Origin of the sequence: Amycolatopsis dendrobii, from assembly GCF_014145675.1 — a bacterium.
GTDB classification, from domain to species: Bacteria; Actinomycetota; Actinomycetes; order Mycobacteriales; family Pseudonocardiaceae; genus Amycolatopsis; species Amycolatopsis dendrobii.
Window position 1 is genome coordinate 186,488 of sequence record NZ_JACGZW010000008.1, and the last position, 16,582, is coordinate 203,069.

Genomic DNA, 16,582 nt, shown 5'->3' on the forward strand with positions numbered 1-16,582 from the left:
TGACTAGCACTGCCAGTGTCAGGCTGGGATCAGCTGAGATCAGTGGCCAGCAGCTTCACCGCAGCCTCATGCGCCGAGTCCGGCGCGGCGTGATATATCTTCAGAACAGTTCCGTCGCCCAGCTCAGCCGATTGGTACATCAGCTCGAACTCCCCCACCGTCGGATGCCGGAACGTTTTCACCCCGGCCGTGCAATTCCCGACCGTCTGGCCGACCCACAGCTTCGCGAATTCCGGGCTGGCCATCGTCAGCTCGCCGATCAGCTCGGCCAGCCGCGGGTCGTGCCGGTGGTCCGCGGCGATGTACCGCAGGTAGGAGACGTTCTGCTGCGCCTCCAGCGGCCAGTCCGCGTACAGCGCGCGGACGTTGTCGTCGAGGAAGTTCAGTTTGACGACATTCGGCCGGTCCCGGTCCGGCGCGGCGAAATCGAGATGGGCGGCGAACAGTTTGTGGAACAGCGAATTCCACGCCAGGATGTCGCAGCGGAAATTCAGCACCGCGACCGCCGCGGCGCCGAGGGTGTTCACCAGCATGCGGGTGTGCGGGGTCAGTTCGTCGGTCGTGGCCGGGCGCACCGGCGGGGCGGGCGCGGTCGTGCCGATCTTGAGCAGGTGCGCTTCCTCGGCCGCGCTCAGGTCCAGCGCGCGGGCGATCGCGGACAGGACTTCCGGCGACGCGTGCGCGGTCTGCGCCTGTTCGAGCCGGGTGTAGTAGGTCGAACTGACCCCGGCGAGCGCGGCGACCTCCTCCCGCCGGAGTCCGGGCACTCGCCGGGACCCGCGGCTGACCAGGCCGATTTCGGCGGGTTGGAGGCGCTCGCGCATCCGTCGCAGATAGCTTCCGAGGTCGGTGTTCACAGGCTCTGGCACGGTTCCATCCAAGATCTCCCGCGACCGCGGCGTCAAGCGTCCCGCGCGGGGAAGCCGTGCCGTCGGGCAAGCAGGACGACCGCCAGGACCGGCGCCATCAACGCCAGCACAGCCCAGGGGAAGGAGCCGCTGCCAGCCGCGTCGAGCAGCACCCCGCCGACGACGCCGCCGGCGGCCATCGCGGCGTTCCACAGCGTCACGAGCATCGCTTGCACAGTGTCCGCGGACTCGCCGCCTGCCTCGCCGGCCGCGGTTTGCAGGAGCGTCGGCACGCCGCCCCAGCCGAGACCCCACAGCGCGGCGGCCGCGTAGACCAGCGCCGGTTCGGTCGCGAGCAACGCCGCGGCGACGGCGACCAGCAGCGCACTGACGACCGTCAGCAACCGCAGCCGCCGGTGGATCTGCGCGCCGACGATCCAGATGCTCGCGATCGAGGCGAGGCCGAACGTCAGCAGGACCAGGTCGGTGTCGCCGCCCAGGTCCAGGCCGGTGAGGAAGGTGGCGAGGTAGGCGTACAGAACGGTGTGCGCCAGCACGAACACCAGCGTGACGAACAGGACCGCCGCGACTCCGGGGATCCGCAGCGCGGGCAGCATTTTCGGACGCGCTCCCCCGGGCTGGCCGGGGAAGTCCGGCACAGCCACGACGATCCAGGCCAGCAACACCGCCGTGAGCACAGTCATAGCGAGGAACGCGGTGCGCCAGCCGGTCAACTGGCCGACGAAGGTCCCGGCGGGCACGCCCAGGCACAGTGCGACGGGGATACCAGCCATGGCGATGGCAATGGCACGCCCCTGCAGAGCGGGTTCGGCGAGGCGCCGGGCGTACCCGGCCAGCAGCGCCCACGCGAGACCGGCGGCGACGCCCGCGACGAACCGCGCGACCATCGTCACGCCGTACTCCGACGACACGGCGGTGACGGTGTTGGCCACGGCGAATCCGGCCATCGCGGTCAGGAGCAACCGTTTGCGTCGCCAGCCGGCGGTGACAGTGGACAGCGGGATCGCGGTCAGCACAGTGCCCAGCGCGTAGACCGTGACGGTCTGCCCGGTCGCGGATTGGCTGACGCCGAGCGAGCCGCTCATTGCGGGCAGCAGACCGGCCGGCAGCGTCTCGGTGAGGCTGGTGACGAACACCGCGGTGGCGAGGGACAGCAGCGCGAAAAGCGGAAGCCGCTGAGTCGGCGCGACGGCGGCTGAAGTGGGGCTCATGCGCCCACAGTGCGGACCGGGCCTTCGGGAATGCTTACGATCGACTGACGGTGGGGCTGACGGCGCGAACAGGGGGGGCGACGCGTGCGGTTCGGGGTGCTCGGCCCGCTCGCGGTATGGGACGAGACAGGCGCACCAGTCACCGTGCCCGAAGCGAAAGTCCGCGCCCTGCTCGCGACACTCCTGGCCCGCGACGGCGGACCGGTCGCCCCGGACCGGCTGATCCAGGACCTCTGGGGCGATCGCCCGCCTGGCAAACCGGCCGGCGCGTTGCAGGCCAAGGTGTCGCAGCTGCGCCGGATCGTCGGCCGGGAAGGCGTCGAGCGGCAGCCGACGGGCTACCGGCTGCGGATCGACCGCTCCGACGCCGCCCAGTTCCGCGACCTCGTCGCCCGGGCTCGCGCGACGACAGACCCCCGAGCCCGGGCGGCGCGCTTCGCCGAAGCCCTCGGCCTGTGGCGAGGCGAGCCGTTCGCCGACTTCGCCGACGAGGAGTTCGCGAGACCGGCCGCGCACCGGCTGGCCGAGCTACGCCTGGCCGCGGTGGAAGAACGAGCTGCGGCCCAGGTCGAAGCAGGCGACTACTCCCCCGCGGACGATCTGGCGGACGTCATCGCGCGGCACCCGCTGCGGGAAGGCTTGCGAGCAGCGCACATGCGCGCGCTCTACCTGCGCGGACGGCAGAGCGAAGCCCTTGCGTCCTATACCGGTCTCCGCACCCGCCTCGCCGAGGAACTGGGCGTCGACCCGGGGCCGGAGCTGCGCGCGCTGTACGAATCGCTGCTCCGCCAGGACCCCGGACTGGCCGCCGGACCACACGGCAACCTTCCCCGTCCGTTGACGCCGCTGGTCGGCCGGGAAGCGGCCCTGGCCCGGCTGACCGGGTCGCCGGCCAGGCTGGTGACGCTCACCGGGCCGGGCGGGGTCGGCAAGTCCCGGCTGGCGGTGGCCGCGGCGGGTTCTCCCCGAAGCGCCCCGGACGGCGTGTGGCTGGTCGAATTCGCGGGCGTGCGCGGCTCCGCGGCCGATCTCGCCGAGACGGTCGCCGCCGCGCTCGGAATCCGTGACTCGGCCGACGCCGCCTCCCCGGCCCAACGACTCGCCGCCGCCCTGCGCGACCGGCGGATGCTGCTCGTCCTGGACAACTGCGAACACGTCGTCGACGCCGCCGCCGAACTCGTCACAACACTTCTCCGCGCCACCGGCGACCTGCGGATCCTCGTCACCAGCCAGGAACCGCTCGGCCTGCCCGGCGAGACCGTGTTCGCCGTCGAGCCGCTGCCGCCCGCCGATGCCGTGCGGTTGTTCACCGAACGCGCCACCGCCGCCGCCCCGGATTTCACCGGCGACGCCGACACGATCGCCGAAATCTGCCGTCGCCTCGACGGCCTCCCGCTCGCGCTGGAACTCGCGGCCACCCGCGTGCGCGGCCTGGGCGTGCGGGAACTGGCCGCCCGGCTCAACGACCGGTTCGCCGTGCTGACCCGAGGCTCGCGCGGCGCGCCGGCACGGCAGCAGACCTTGCGCGCGGTGCTCGACTGGAGCTGGGAACTGCTCAGCGAACCGGAGCGGACCGTCCTCAGCAGACTGGCCGTCCATCGCGACAGTTTCGATCTCGCCGCCGCCGAAGCGGTCTGCGCGGGAGACGGCGACGTGGTCGATCTCGTGCTCCGGCTGGTAGACCGGTCGCTGGTCTCCGTCGCGAATGGACCGTCCGGGATCCGGTACCGGTTGCTGGAATCCGTTGCCGCGTATGCCGTCGAGCGGTTGGCGGATCCGGCTGCCACGCGCGGCCGGCACCTGCGGCACTACCTCGAAATCGCCGAGAACGCCCGACTGCACGGCACCGGACAACGGATGTGGCTCGCCCGGCTGGACGCCGAAGCGGGCAACCTGCGCGCGGCCCTGGACGAGGCCGTCTGCCGGTCGCCCGCCGAGGCAGTACGGCTCGCGACGGCGCTGTCCTGGTGGTGGCTGCTGCGCGGCAGGCTCGCCGAGGGCCGCCGGATGCTGTCCGCCGTGCTCCAGGTCGCCGGGCCGAATCCGGATCTCACCGTCCTCAATGGATCGTTCGCCCTGCTGACCGGCGAACCAGCCCCGCCCGATTCCCCGGGCAGCGTCCGCGCACTATGGCTGCGCGCCTACAGCCTGTTCAGCGTCGGCGACCTCGCCGCCAGCCGCGAAGTCAACGCGCGTGCACTGGCGGCTGCCGAGGACGACGAATGGGGCACCGCCGCGGCGCTCAGCCTGCGCGCGATGCTCAGCCTGGTCCGCGGCGATCTCGCCGGACTCGGCCGCGACGGTCTGCGCAGCGCCGAGATTTTCCGCCGCCTCGGCGACCGGTGGGGCGAGATGCAGACCATCCCGCCGCTCGCCGCGCTCGCCGAAATCAAGGGCGACTACGCCGAAGCCGCGCGCCGCCAGCACGAAGGGCTCGCCATCGCGCGCGAACTGGACTTGCAGGCGGAAGTGTCCGCGAGACTGTCCGGCCTCGGCCGCCTGGCACTGCTTGAACGCGACTGGCAACGAGCCCGCGACTTGCACGAACAAGCCCTCCGCAGCGCGGCCGCGCACGGCTACGCCTACGGCCGGATCCACGCCGAAATGGGCCTCGCGCTGGGCGCCCGCCGCTCCGGCGATCTTGACGCCGCCGAACGCCACCTGACCCGCATCCGCGACGAATACCGCGGTCTGTCCTCGACGGCGGGCGACCATTTGCTGTACGCGGAACTCGGTTTCGTCGCCGAACTCCGGGGAGATGCGGTGCAGGCGAAGAGATATCACCGGCAAGGTCTGGAATACGCGCGAATGCTCGCCGAGCCGCGGGCTTTCGCGTTGTCGCTGGAGGGATTGGCGGGCACGGCGGTTCCGGAAACCGCGGCGTTGCTGCTCGGTGCCGCCGACGCCGCGCGACGCAGTGTCGGCGCACCGCTCCCGCCCGCCGAGCGCGGCGACGTCGACCGGATCACCGAAGCGGCGCAACGGGTTCTCGGCGCATCCGCCTTCGCCGCGATCTTCGAGCGCGGCACCCGGTTGCCGGTCGAGGACGCCGCCGCGGTCGCTTCTGGACGGTAGTGCCGCCATCACCAGCACAACCGCCGCCTAGCTCCGCGCCCTCCGGCCCCGCACTCTGGCCTGAGAGCCGCACCTCGCGGCCGGACTGGAGCAGCCCCCGTGAAAGCACTGCGCATCACCGCCTTCGGCACCGAAGCCACCCTTGCCGACGTCCCCGCCCCGGCCCCCGGACCGGGCCAGGTCGCAGTCGACGTCGCCGCCGCGGCGGTCAACCCGCTCGACCTCAAAATCGCCTCCGGCGCCATGCACGGCTACTTCCCCGTCACCCTCCCCTACGTCCTGGGCACCGACTTCTCCGGCACGATCGCGACACCGGGCCCCGGCTGGCAGATCGGCGATCCGGTGATCGGCCGCCTGGATCCCGGCGCCGGCGGAGCTTTCGCCGAACAGCTCGTGATCGACGCCGCACAACTGGCGCCCGCACCGGCCGGGATCAGCCTGGAAACCGCGGCAGGGCTCCCGACCGCCGCCGCGACCGCGTGGCAGGCACTGGCCGAAGTCGCGAATGTCCGCTCTGGACAGACAGTTCTCGTGCACGCCGCGGCCGGGGGCGTCGGCAGCTTCGCCGTCCAGATCGCCCGGCGCCTCGGTGCGCGCGTCGTCGCGACCGCGTCCGGTTCGGGGATCGCCATCGCGGAGAAGCTCGGCGCCGACGAGGTCCTCAACTACCGGAAGGTCGCCTTCGACCACCGGCTTCGCGGAATCGACGTCGTGCTCGACACCGTCGGCGGCGAGGTCGGGGCCCGGTCCCGGCAGGTGCTCAAACCAGGCGGACGGCTCGTGACGACTCCCGCCCCGGCCGACGGCGCCGAGTTCGTGTTCCACACCTCGGACGCGGCCCGGCTGGCGAAAGTGGCGGAACTGGACCTCGACGTGCTCGTCGACCGCACCTTCCCGCTCGCCGACGGCGCCCGAGCACTCGCCCGCCTCGCCCAAGGCCGCGCACGAGGCAAAACCCTGCTCCGCATCGCCTGAGTGGTGCTGACGACGCCTGGCTGGGGCAGCGCACGCGGAGGCATAGTGGCGGCATGGACCTGCGCGAACTAGGCGTGTACCTCAAATCGCGGCGCGACCGGATCAGCCCGGCGGACGTCGGCCTTTCCGCCGGTCCGCGCCGCCGGGTGGCCGGGCTGCGCCGCGACGAGGTGGCGACCCTTGCGCGTGCTTCGGTGGACTACTACGTGCAACTGGAGCAGGGCCGCGGCACCCAGCCGTCCGAGCAGATGCTCGCCGCGCTGGCCCGCGCACTGCGGCTGACCAGCGACGAACGCGATCACCTCTACCATCTCGCCGGGCGTCCGCTGCCGCCCGCGTCGAGCGGCAGCGCGCACGTCCAGCCCGCGCTGCTCAACCTCCTCGAACAGCTGACCTCGACGCCGGCGCAGGTGATGACCGACCTCAGCGTCCCGCTCGTGCAGAACCGCCTCGCCGAGGCGCTGCTCGGCCCCGCCGCGCCCGGCGACGGTGTCCGAGCGAGCTTCGTCTGCCAGTGGTTCACCGACCCCGCCGCGCGTGCGCGGTACCACCCGGACGAACACGAGCACCAGTCGCGCGTCTTCGTCGCCGACCTGCGCGCCGCGATCGCCAAACGCGGCCGCGACGCCCTGGCCGAAGAGCTCGTGTCGACGCTGCGCGCGAGCAGCGAGGAATTCGCGCACCTCTGGGAACAACGAGAGGTCGCCGTGCGGCGCACGGACCGCAAGCGGCTCGTCCACCCGGCGCTCGGCGTCCTGGAGCTCGACTGCATGAACCTGCTCAGCGAAGACGGCGGCCAGCGCCTCCTGTGGTTCACCGCCCCGCCGGGCAGCGACCGTCTGGAGTTGCTGGCCGCCGTCGGCACCCAGGACCTCGCTCCGCGCTAAGTCCGCTACGACCGCACAGACAGGGTGAGCTTCCCCATCGCCTTCCGGTTTTCGATGGCCTCCAACGCCTCTTGCACCTCCGCGAGCGGGTAGCTCCCGCCCAGCGGAGGCACGATCTTCCCGGAAGCCAGCTTCGGCAGCAGTTCCGCCCACTGCCCCTGCAAGTACCCCGGCCGCGGCAGCGCGTACGCGCCCCAGCCGACGCCCACGACGTCCAAGTTGTTGAGCAGCAACCGGTTGACCTTCACCTCGGGGATCGACCCGCCGGTGAATCCGATGACCAGCATCCGCCCGTCCGCGGCCAGGCAGCGCAGCGAATCGGTGAACCGGTCGCCGCCGACGACGTCCGCGATCACGTCGACGCCGCGGCCGCCGGTCGACGCTTTCACCGCGTCCTTGAAGCCGTCCGCCAGCACGTACTCGTCGGCCCCGGCGGCGACCGCCGTCTCGCCCTTCTCCGGCGTGGACACCACGCCGAGCACCTTGCCCGCGCCGAACGCCTTCGCGACCTGGATGACCGCCGTCCCGACCCCGCCGGCCGCACCGTGCACCAGCACGGTCTCCCCGGCCGCCATCCGGCCGCGGCGGCACAGCGCGAAATGCGCGGTCAGATAGTTGAACGGAATCGCCGCCGCCTGGTCGAAGCCCAGGTCGTCCGGGATCGGGAACACCGCGTCGGCCGCGCACGCGACCTGCTCGGCGAACCCGCCCAGGAACGGCAGCGCCGCGACCCGGTCGCCGGCCTTGACCGCCGCGCCCTCCGGAGCCTCCGCCACGACCCCGGCGACCTCCGCGCCCGGGATGAACGGCAGCTCCGGCTTCACCTGGTACAGCCCGCGCGTCTGCAGCAGGTCCGGGAACGACACCCCGGCCGCGTGCACGTCGATCAGCACCTGGTCGTCAGCGCGCGCGGGCGCGTCGGCTTCGACTACCGAAACGGTCGACGGGCCTTCGAGGTCCTTGATGTGTACGGCTTTCATGCGTTTCTCCTGGTTCACAGCGCGGCGAGGATGTCGTTGACCCGGTCTTTGGCGTCGCCGAAGAGCATCGCCGAGTTTTCCCGGAAGAACAGCGGGTTCTGCACGCCCGCGTAGCCCGAGGCCATCGACCGCTTGAACACGACGACGTTCTCGGCTTCCCACACCGTCAGCACCGGCATGCCCGCGATCGGGCTGCCCGGGTCCTCGGCCGCGGCCGGGTTGACGGTGTCGTTCGCGCCGATCACCAGCACCACGTCGGTGTCGGCGAAATCGTCGTTGATCTCGTCCAGTTCCAGCACGATGTCATACGGCACCTTCGCCTCGGCCAGCAGCACGTTCATGTGCCCGGGCAGACGTCCGGCGACCGGGTGGATGCCGAACCGGACTTCGATGCCCTTGTCGCGCAGTTTCCGGGTCAGCTCGGCCACGCCGTACTGGGCCTGCGCGACCGCCATCCCGTAGCCCGGCGTGATGATCACCCGCGACGCGGCCGTCAGCAGTTCCGCCGCGCCCTCGGCGTTGATTTCCCGGTGCTCGCCGTAATCCTTGTCCCCGGACGGTCCGGCCTCGATGCCGAATCCGCCCGCGATCACCGAGATGAACGACCGGTTCATCGCCTTGCACATGATGTAGGACAGGTACGCACCCGACGAGCCGACCAACGCGCCGGTGATGATCAGCAGGTCGTTCTCCAGCAGGAAGCCCGACGCCGCCGCGGCCCAGCCCGAATAGCTGTTCAGCATCGACACGACCACCGGCATGTCCCCGCCGCCGATCGAGGCGACCAGGTGCCACCCCAGCGCCAACGCCAGCACGGTGACCACGATCAGCAGCCACAGCGCCGGGCTCGCGACGAACCACGCGGTGAACGCCACGAACAAAACCAGGGCGCCGAGGTTGAGGAAGTTCTTGCCCGGCAGCATCAACGGCGCGGACTTGATCTTCGCCGACAGCTTCAGGTTCGCCACGATCGACCCGGTGAACGTCACCGCGCCGATGAACACCCCGATGAACACCTCGGCGTGGTGAATTCCCAGCGTGCCCAGGGAATCGAGGTGCTGCGCCTCGCCGCCGGCGGGATCGTCTTCGACTTGCAGGTACCCGTTCCAGCCCACCAGCACCGCGGCGAGACCGACGAACGAATGCAGCAGGGCGATCAGCTCGGGCATCCCGGTCATCTCGACCACGGCCGCCCGGCGCAACCCGATCCCCGCGCCGATCACCATCGCGATGATCATCAACGCGATCGAGGTGCCGGTGATCTCCCCGGACACCGCCTGCGCGATCGTCGCGATCAGCGCGACGACCATCCCGGCGATGCCGAAATAGTTCCCGACCCGCGCGGTCTCGTGCCGGGACAGCCCGGCCAGCGCGAGAATGAACAACAGCCCGGCCACGATGTAGGCGGCCTGGCTCGCAGTGTGCACAGTCATCTGAAGAAGGCCTCTCGGGTCAGCTGCGGGAGAACATGGCGAGCATCCGGCGGGTCACCGCGAACCCGCCGAAAATGTTGATCGTCGCCAGCAATGTCGCCACCGCCGCCAGCACGACGACCACCGTGTTGCCGCTGACCAGATTCAGCAGAGCGCCCACGACGATGATCCCGGAAATCGCGTTCGTCACCGACATCAACGGCGTGTGCAGCGCGTGGTGCACGTGCCCGATCACGTAGTAGCCGATCACGATCGCCAGCGCGAACACCGTCAGATGCGGCAGCAGCGCCGCCGGGGCCAGCGCCGCCAGCAGCAGGAACACCGCCGCGATCCCCAGCACCAGCCCGAGCCGACGCCCCGAGGACATCGGCTGCTTCTCCGGTTCCTCCTTCTTCTCCGCCGCCGCCGCGGGTTTCTGCGGTGCCGCGGAGACTTGCACCGGCGGTGGCGGCCATGTCAGCTCGCCGTTCTTCACGACGGTGATCGAGCGGACCACCACGTCGTCGAAGTCCACGACCAAGCGGCCGTCCTTCTCCGGCGTCATCAGCTTCATCAGGTTGACCAAGTTGGTGCCGTACAGCTGCGACGCCTGCGCCGGGAGCCGCCCCGCGAGATCGGTGTACCCGAGGATCGTCACCCCGTTGCCGGTGACGATGCTTTCCCCGGCGACCGAACCCTCGACGTTGCCGCCGTTCGCCGCGGCCATGTCCACGATCACCGAACCCGGCTTCATCGACGCCACCATCTCGCCGGTGATGATCCGCGGCGCCGGACGGCCCGGGATCAACGCCGTCGTGACGATGATGTCGACCTCGCGACACTGCGTCGCGTACAGCTCCTTCTCGCGCGCCTTGTAGTCGTCGCCCATCTCCTTCGCGTACCCGGTGGCGGAAACCTCCGCGTTCGGGTCCTCGATGGACAGATACTCCCCGCCCAGGCTCTTCACCTGATCAGCGACCTCCGGCCGCGGGTCCGTCGCCCGCACGATCGCACCCAGCGACCCCGCCGCGCCGATCGCCGCCAACCCCGCGACCCCGGCGCCCACGACCAGGACCTTCGCCGGGTTCACCTTCCCCGCCGCGGTCACCTGACCGGTGAAGAACCGCCCGAACGTGTGCGCCGCCTCCACCACCGCGCGGTACCCGGCGATGTTCGCCATCGAGGACAGCACGTCCAGCGACTGCGCCCGGCTGATTCGCGGCACCGCGTCCATCGCCAACGCCGTGATCGGCCGCTTCGCCAGATCCTCCACCAGTTCCGGCTTCAACGCCGGCGCCAGCAAGCTCACCACCGTCGCGCCCGGCTTCACCGCATCCAACTGCTCGGAAGAGGGAGCGTTCACCCCGAACACGACGTCCGCCTCGGCGACCGGCCCGACCGCCGCACCCGCGTCCGCATACGCCTCGTCGAAGAACCCCGACGCCAGCCCCGCGCCCGGCTCCACCGCCGCCTCGTAGCCCAGCCCGCGCAGCTTGCCCACCGTTTCCGGGGTCGCCGCGACGCGCGTCTCCCCCGGTTGGGCCTCCTTGAGCACCCCGATCAGCATGCCGTCTCCTTCCCGCTCGTTCGCGGAAGATCCGCCGGCCGGGCCTGACGGCGTTTTGGGTCGCCACCTGGTCCGACTTCGCCCGCTTCAGGTACAGATGCGCTGGATACTCCCATGCCGCCCGGCCTCCGGCAGCCAACCGGAGCCCCTTTTTCCCGGCGAGTGCGACGAGATCACGGTCATAGCCCGGGCCGTCGCGGGCGGCCGGCCCGCGCCCGCCGTCCCGCGGGCCGCGGCGGCGAGCAGGTCAGCCGCCGACTACCCGGTTGAACCGCCTCGCCGGTCCTGGCCCGGGCCGATCCGGCCGTGCTCTCGGACACAGCCGCCGGATCGATCACGACGCCCGCAGTGATGTCCGCCACTTGACAACCGGCCTCCCCGCGCTCAGCCGACCGGGCGGCCCAACCCGCTGCTCCGCTCGGAGCCTGCGGTCGCGTACCGGGTCAGCATGGCCGTCAGCTCGTCCTCGAACGCGGGAAGGTCGAGCGGCTCCGGCCCGGCGATCAGCTTGTGCACGAGCAGTTCCACCGTGTTCACCACGATCCGCGCCGCCATGTCCACATTGGACACGCGCGTTTCCGGCGAGCGTTCCAGCAGCTCGCGCACAGAGGCGACCCGCTCCTCCTCGTACCGGGCCACCTGCTCCAGCAACTCCGCCGAACGCGGGGCCTGGTCGGCCAGCACGCGCAGCAGCTGCGGATCGTCGAGGTGGTTCTGGACCGCCACGTGCACGAGCTCGCGGAGCGCCCCGTAGAGCGTCTCCGGCGGCCCGGCGGTTTCCCGGTGGCGGCGCAGGGTTTCCGCGCCGGCGTCGAGATGCCGGGCCGCCAGCGCGACGAGGATGGCGTCCTTGTTCGGGTAGTACTGGTAGAGCGACCCGATCGACACCCGCGCCCGCTCCGCGATGCGGTTCGTCGTGCCCGCGGCGTAGCCCAGCTCGGCGAAAACCCGTGCGGCCGCCGCCAGGATCCGCTGCCGGGTCAGCTCGCCGCGCACCTGCTGGGGCTCCTTGCGCGGCTGGAGCCGCTTTCCGGACATCGCAAGCCTCCTCGACGGCGGTGAGCTTTTGCTCATAATAAGCCGCTGAACAGCAGGTGTGCGATTCTCCGGCGGGCCTCGGCCCTAGCCGCGGCCGAGGCCAGGCAGCGGACGCGTGCCCTCCGCGCGCACCGCGTCCAGCGCACGCGGGTCCAGGCCCAGCAGCCGCAGGATCGTCGGCGCGATCTGCGTCGTCTCGACGGCCGCCGGGATCCGCTCGCCGTGCCCGCCGCTGACGACCAGCGGAACCGCGCGGTCGTCGGCCGCCGCGCCGCCGTGTTCGGCGATTTTCGAGTGGCCGCCGGTGTACACGACGCCGTGCTGCGCGATGCCGACCAGATCCGGCACCCGAGGGTCGCCTTGGGCGGCGTGGAAGTACCGGGCGGCGTCGGCTCCGGCATACGCCGCCGTCAGACCCGCGTGCGTGAACGGTTTCGGCGCGCCGGTGCTGCCGTTTCCGGTACCGGACTGGGCCAGCAAGTACTGCCGGGCGAAGGCGGCGGCCTCCGGCGAGTGGTCGGTGAACCACAGCAGCATCGCGTCGTCGTCGGTGGACTGGGCGACCAGGTCGGGCGCGCCCGGGTGCGCGGCGCGCCAGGCGGCGTTCAGTCCGGCGAGCAGCGGGGCGTCGTCGATGCGGGTCAGCGCGGCCGGGTCGATCGGCGACTGGCCGTGTTTCGCGGAGAGGACCACGGCCGTCGAACGGTCGAGGTGCTGTTTCCGCAGTTCAGCGATGAACGCGCCGAGTCGCCGGTCGACGAAGTCCAAAGCGGACCGCAGCACCGGGCCCGGCGTGCCGTCCGCCTGGTACCCGCCGGGCCTGCCACCGGAAACCGGCAGCTTCTGCGCCGTCGAGACGGACTGGAAGTTCATGCCGAACACGCCGGGCGTACCGGCGTGCGCGCGTCCGCTGTGGTCGAAGCCGTCGATCTCGTTCAGGACGGCCTTGGCCTTGTAGCTGTCGTATCGCTGGGTCGTGGCGTTGTCCTTGGTCCAATCGCCGGAGCCGGGCGCCTTGCTGTTGATCTCCGGGGCGAAGAGGTCGTCGATTCCCGTCCCGGACGGACCGCTGAGCAGTTCGTACGCCGGATGCTTGTCCGACCACGCGGTGCGCAACCCGGCCTGCCGGGCGACCTCGAACACGGTGTTCACCCGCAGATATTGGTGCGGGTAAACGGGTTCGCACGTCTTCGGATCGACCGGGAGCGCGGCGGGGTCGATCAGCGAACGCGGATCGCCGGTCATCGCGAGCACGCCGTCGGGCAGGTTCGGCAGTCCCTGTCCGGCGTCGATGCGGTCCTTGTCCCGGTCGAGATCCTCGGTGTAGTCCACTGTGGACCCCGGCTTCGCGCCCGCGCACGCCGTCGTGCCAGACGGCAGCAAAGCCCGGTTGTAGGTGGCGTCGTAATAGATCCCGGTGGTCGCCGGGTTGCCACCGGTCACCTGGCCGACCATGCCGGGGAACGAATCCGACGGCACCGGCGTGCTCGCGTGCGTGTACTCGGCGCCGTGCGCGACGAGCGCGGCCAGCGCCGATCCGGGGTGGGTGCGCGTGTACCACTCCAGGTCCGATTGGTGGAGACCGTCGACCGAAAGCAGCAGCACGTGCTCGGCGCGAACCGGCGCGGCCAGTGCGGGCACGGCCGCCGCGACGGCACCGGCCGCGGCCATCGCCACGGCCGCACGCCAACGAATTCTCGACACGGGTGTCCTCCTCGTCTCCGCCGCCGACACAGCGACCGGCGTATTCCAGGCCGCGCACAAAGACGAGGGAAAACCGCGGGAGAAACACAAGATGAACGCTCGCGGCGAAACGGCGGCGCAATTCGCCCGATTCGTTCAACGGCGCGGATACACGTACACGCCGTCGGAGTCCTTGTCGATCACTGCGACGCTCTGGTCGATCGCCGCCGGAGCCGAAGTCCCCTCGGGCAGCGGCTTCGCCTCCCCGGTGGACAGGTCGATCCGCACCGGGGATTCACTGGCCCCGTAGGCAATTCCGTCCGGATCGACCGATTCGACCTTGATGGCCTTGCGTGTCGCGGTTTCGGCGAAACAGTATCCTTTCTTCGCTTCCAGATCGAAAACCGCCCGTCCCGCCACGAGATACCGGCCGCCCGCGTCCAGGAACGGCCCGGCGCGCCTGCTCTCCTTGTCGTCCAGAGTGGACTGCGCGCAACGGACCGAGGCCTGCACCTGTCCGGTCGCCGCGTCGTGGACCGCCCACATCCGTGCAGTCGCGTCGTCCTCGACCGGCCACGCCGCGAGGACGTGCTTGCCGTCCGGCGTGCCGTAGGTCCGCACATCGGCACTGCCGACGTTCGCCGCCGCCCCGGCCGGGACCGCGTCGCCGCTGAACCAGCCGCCCGGCGTCCAGAACGCCCGGAACCCCTGTACCAGCGGCCCTCTCGCGGTCGCGCCGGGGACGCTGAGATTCAGGTTGCAGTCGCCGATCGCGTGCTCGCACGGCTTCGGCGCGTTCAGCGACGGACTGCTCCGGTCGTAGGTCGTGACTTCGCCGGTGGACACGTCCGCGACCGCAGTCGCGCGGTCCGCTTCGACCAGCGCCGTTCCGCCGTCCTGCACGGTGAACCGGCCCGCCGCGACGGGGATGGCGATCTGCCGCACCGCCTTCCCGCCGTTCGCGGTCGCGCCGAGGTCGAACACGTCGAGATGCGTTACTTCCTTCGCTTTGTTGACCGCGTCGCCGCCTTCGAGGCCGGTGCTGGCCAGCACCGCGTAATCCTTGCCGTCCTTGGCCGTCTCGAACAATCGCGTGGCGACGTCGTGGTAACCGCTTTCCTCGCCGGGCAGTTCGACCGGCGCGCTCGTCCACCGGTCCGCGCCGGTCTTCTCGTCCTTCGCGAGGAGCCGGACGGTCTTGCCGTCGGGCGAGGGCACCGCGAACAACACCGCTCCGACCCGCGCCGCGAGCACCGGATCAGCCAGTTTGCCGCCGTCGGCGCCCACCGCCGTCCAGCCCTTGGCCGCGTCGAACGCTTCGGGGATCTTCTGCTGTGCCGCTTCCGGGTCCGCCTTGGGCGAAGGGGGCGGCACCGGGGGCGGCGCGGGGTCCGAACAGCCGGAAAGCACCGTCACAGCAACGAAAGCACCGGTGACGACCACGGAATTCCTCAGCCTCGACATGCCAGGTGCGACGACTCGAACCGAGCACAGGTTCCCCGCGTCCGGCAGATATTCCGAACCCCCGGCGATCGCAAGTGCTTGCACTTTGCCATCACCTGTGCTCTCCTCACAGTGCTTGCACAACGAAATCACCACGGAAGGACTGGTCATGATCCGCCGAGTACTCGCCCAGTGCACCGTCTCCGACCTCGCACGCGCCGAGAAGTGGTACACCGCGTTGTTCGATCGCGGTCCCGACGCGCGGCCGATGCCCGGACTGCTGGAATGGCACCTCGGCGACGCCTTCGGACTGCAGGTGTGGTCCGAACCCGAGCGCGCCGGACGGTCGACGGTCGTCTTCGAAGAGACTGACCTCGACGCGGCCGCCGCACAGGCAACGAAAGCAGGCATCGCGCACGACGGACCGCAGCCCGGCGGCGGCGCGCGCATTCTGCCGCTCGTCGACCCGGACGGGAACCGCGTCGTGTTCAGCGGCCGGTGACCCGGCTTGACCGGCCGGCCCGGACCGGCCTAGGGTCACGACTAGAGAGATCGCTCTAGTCGCGAGACCCGAGGAGGTCCGATGCCGCGCGTGGAGCTGTCCGCCGGGCCGATCGACTACACCGACACCGGCGGCGCCGGACCGGTCCTGGTGTTCGGGCACGGTTTCCCGATGTCCGGCACGCAGTGGCGCAAGGTCGTCCCGCTGCTGGACGGCTGCCGCTGCCTGCTGCCCACGCTGCCGCTCGGCGCGCACCTCGCCCCGATGCGGCCCGACGCGGACCTGACCCAGTTCGGGATCGCGCGGCTGCTCGGCGAATTCCTCGCCGCACTCGACCTCCACGACGCGACAATCGTGCTCAACGACTGGGGCGGCGGCCAATTCCTCGTCGCCGACGGGCTGGCCCCGGCCGAGCACGTCGCCCGGGTCGGCCGGCTCGCGCTCGTCGCGTGCGAGGCGTTCGACAACTTCCCGCCCAAACCCGCTCGACCGGCCGTGAAGCTGCTCCGGCTTCCCGGCGGACCGTGGCTGCACGCCCAAGCCACCAGGACGTCGTTCTACCGCCACGCCAAGGCCGCCTACGGCGGGATGTGCGAAAGCCGGATCCCCGACGACGTTCTCGAAGGCTGGTTCGCGCCGGCCTTGCGGGACAAGGAAATCCGCCGGGACATGGTCAAATTCGCCACCGGGAGCCCGCCGCGGCGAGTGCTGCTCGAATGGACGGAGCGGCTGCGGACCTTCGACCGGCCGGTCCTGGTCGTGTGGGCGGGCAAGGACCGGATGATGCCCGCCGAGCACGGACGACGGCTCGCGGACCTGTTCCCGGACGGCCGTCTCGCCGAGATCCCGGACAGCGGCACGCTGATCCCGGAGGATCAGCCGGAACGACTGGCCAAGGAACTGACGGCGTTTCTTGCCGAGACCGGCGCGAAATAACGCG

General features: G+C 70.9%; 13 protein-coding genes. 5 read left to right on the plus strand and 8 right to left on the minus strand.

Features of this window, described 5'->3' with window-relative positions:
* Positions 1-29: 29 nt before the first annotated feature.
* A complete protein-coding gene (locus tag H4281_RS24060; RefSeq protein ID WP_182893187.1) occupies positions 30-869 on the minus strand; it encodes a helix-turn-helix transcriptional regulator in 840 nt (279 codons plus the stop codon).
* Positions 870-901: 32 nt separating this feature from the next.
* Entirely contained in the window at positions 902-2,080 is a 1,179-nt protein-coding gene (locus H4281_RS24065; protein WP_182893188.1) for an MFS transporter, read from the minus strand.
* Positions 2,081-2,164: 84 nt separating this feature from the next.
* Here H4281_RS24065 and H4281_RS24070 point away from each other — a divergent pair, with 84 nt between their 5' ends.
* The 3 genes from H4281_RS24070 to H4281_RS24080 all read left to right on the plus strand — a co-directional run bounded on the left by H4281_RS24070 (position 2,165) and on the right by H4281_RS24080 (position 7,017).
* Entirely contained in the window at positions 2,165-5,155 is a 2,991-nt protein-coding gene (locus H4281_RS24070) for an AfsR/SARP family transcriptional regulator (protein WP_182893189.1), read from the plus strand.
* Positions 5,156-5,254: 99 nt separating this feature from the next.
* Complete coding sequence (locus tag H4281_RS24075; protein ID WP_182893190.1) at positions 5,255-6,130, plus strand: NADP-dependent oxidoreductase; 876 nt, start codon at positions 5,255-5,257, stop codon at positions 6,128-6,130.
* A gap of 53 nt (positions 6,131-6,183) precedes the next feature.
* Entirely contained in the window at positions 6,184-7,017 is an 834-nt protein-coding gene (locus H4281_RS24080) for an MmyB family transcriptional regulator (RefSeq protein ID WP_182893191.1), read from the plus strand.
* A 5-nt stretch (positions 7,018-7,022) separates the two neighbouring features.
* Here the strand turns inward: H4281_RS24080 and H4281_RS24085 are convergent, their stop codons facing one another.
* The 6 genes from H4281_RS24085 to H4281_RS24110 all read right to left on the minus strand — a co-directional run bounded on the left by H4281_RS24085 (position 7,023) and on the right by H4281_RS24110 (position 15,113).
* On the minus strand, positions 7,023-7,997 hold the full coding sequence (locus tag H4281_RS24085) for an NADPH:quinone oxidoreductase family protein (protein WP_182893192.1): 975 nt from the start codon (positions 7,995-7,997) through the stop codon (positions 7,023-7,025).
* Between the two features lie 14 nt (positions 7,998-8,011).
* Positions 8,012-9,430: a Re/Si-specific NAD(P)(+) transhydrogenase subunit beta gene (gene pntB, locus H4281_RS24090; protein ID WP_182893193.1), complete on the minus strand. Its 1,419-nt coding sequence runs from the start codon at positions 9,428-9,430 to the stop codon at positions 8,012-8,014.
* A gap of 19 nt (positions 9,431-9,449) precedes the next feature.
* Positions 9,450-10,976, minus strand: coding sequence for a Re/Si-specific NAD(P)(+) transhydrogenase subunit alpha (locus tag H4281_RS24095; RefSeq protein ID WP_182893194.1), 1,527 nt, complete (start codon positions 10,974-10,976; stop codon positions 9,450-9,452).
* A gap of 384 nt (positions 10,977-11,360) precedes the next feature.
* Entirely contained in the window at positions 11,361-12,014 is a 654-nt protein-coding gene (locus H4281_RS24100) for a TetR/AcrR family transcriptional regulator (protein ID WP_182893195.1), read from the minus strand.
* 84 nt (positions 12,015-12,098) lie between these two features.
* A complete protein-coding gene (locus H4281_RS24105) occupies positions 12,099-13,685 on the minus strand; it encodes an alkaline phosphatase family protein (protein WP_182893479.1) in 1,587 nt (528 codons plus the stop codon).
* Between the two features lie 168 nt (positions 13,686-13,853).
* Positions 13,854-15,113, minus strand: coding sequence for a hypothetical protein (locus H4281_RS24110; protein WP_182893196.1), 1,260 nt, complete (start codon positions 15,111-15,113; stop codon positions 13,854-13,856).
* Positions 15,114-15,309: 196 nt separating this feature from the next.
* Between H4281_RS24110 and H4281_RS24115 the strand changes: the two genes are divergently transcribed.
* Together H4281_RS24115 and H4281_RS24120 are read left to right on the plus strand one after the other, a co-directional pair.
* A complete protein-coding gene (locus H4281_RS24115) occupies positions 15,310-15,642 on the plus strand; it encodes a VOC family protein (RefSeq protein ID WP_182893197.1) in 333 nt (110 codons plus the stop codon).
* A gap of 81 nt (positions 15,643-15,723) precedes the next feature.
* Entirely contained in the window at positions 15,724-16,578 is an 855-nt protein-coding gene (locus tag H4281_RS24120) for an alpha/beta fold hydrolase (RefSeq protein ID WP_182893198.1), read from the plus strand.
* The last annotated feature ends 4 nt before the right edge of the window (positions 16,579-16,582 follow it).

Coding starts and splice junctions, on each gene's coding strand:
- H4281_RS24085 (WP_182893192.1), bottom strand. CDS start 7,997: ATGAAAGCCGTACACATCAAGGACCTCGAAGGCCCGTCGACCGTTTCG.
- H4281_RS24105 (WP_182893479.1), bottom strand. CDS start 13,685: ATGGCCGCGGCCGGTGCCGTCGCGGCGGCCGTGCCCGCACTGGCCGCG.
- H4281_RS24120 (WP_182893198.1), top strand. CDS start 15,724: ATGCCGCGCGTGGAGCTGTCCGCCGGGCCGATCGACTACACCGACACC.
- H4281_RS24080 (WP_182893191.1), top strand. CDS start 6,184: ATGGACCTGCGCGAACTAGGCGTGTACCTCAAATCGCGGCGCGACCGG.
- pntB (WP_182893193.1), bottom strand. CDS start 9,430: ATGACTGTGCACACTGCGAGCCAGGCCGCCTACATCGTGGCCGGGCTG.
- H4281_RS24115 (WP_182893197.1), top strand. CDS start 15,310: ATGATCCGCCGAGTACTCGCCCAGTGCACCGTCTCCGACCTCGCACGC.
- H4281_RS24065 (WP_182893188.1), bottom strand. CDS start 2,080: ATGAGCCCCACTTCAGCCGCCGTCGCGCCGACTCAGCGGCTTCCGCTT.
- H4281_RS24095 (WP_182893194.1), bottom strand. CDS start 10,976: ATGCTGATCGGGGTGCTCAAGGAGGCCCAACCGGGGGAGACGCGCGTC.
- H4281_RS24100 (WP_182893195.1), bottom strand. CDS start 12,014: ATGTCCGGAAAGCGGCTCCAGCCGCGCAAGGAGCCCCAGCAGGTGCGC.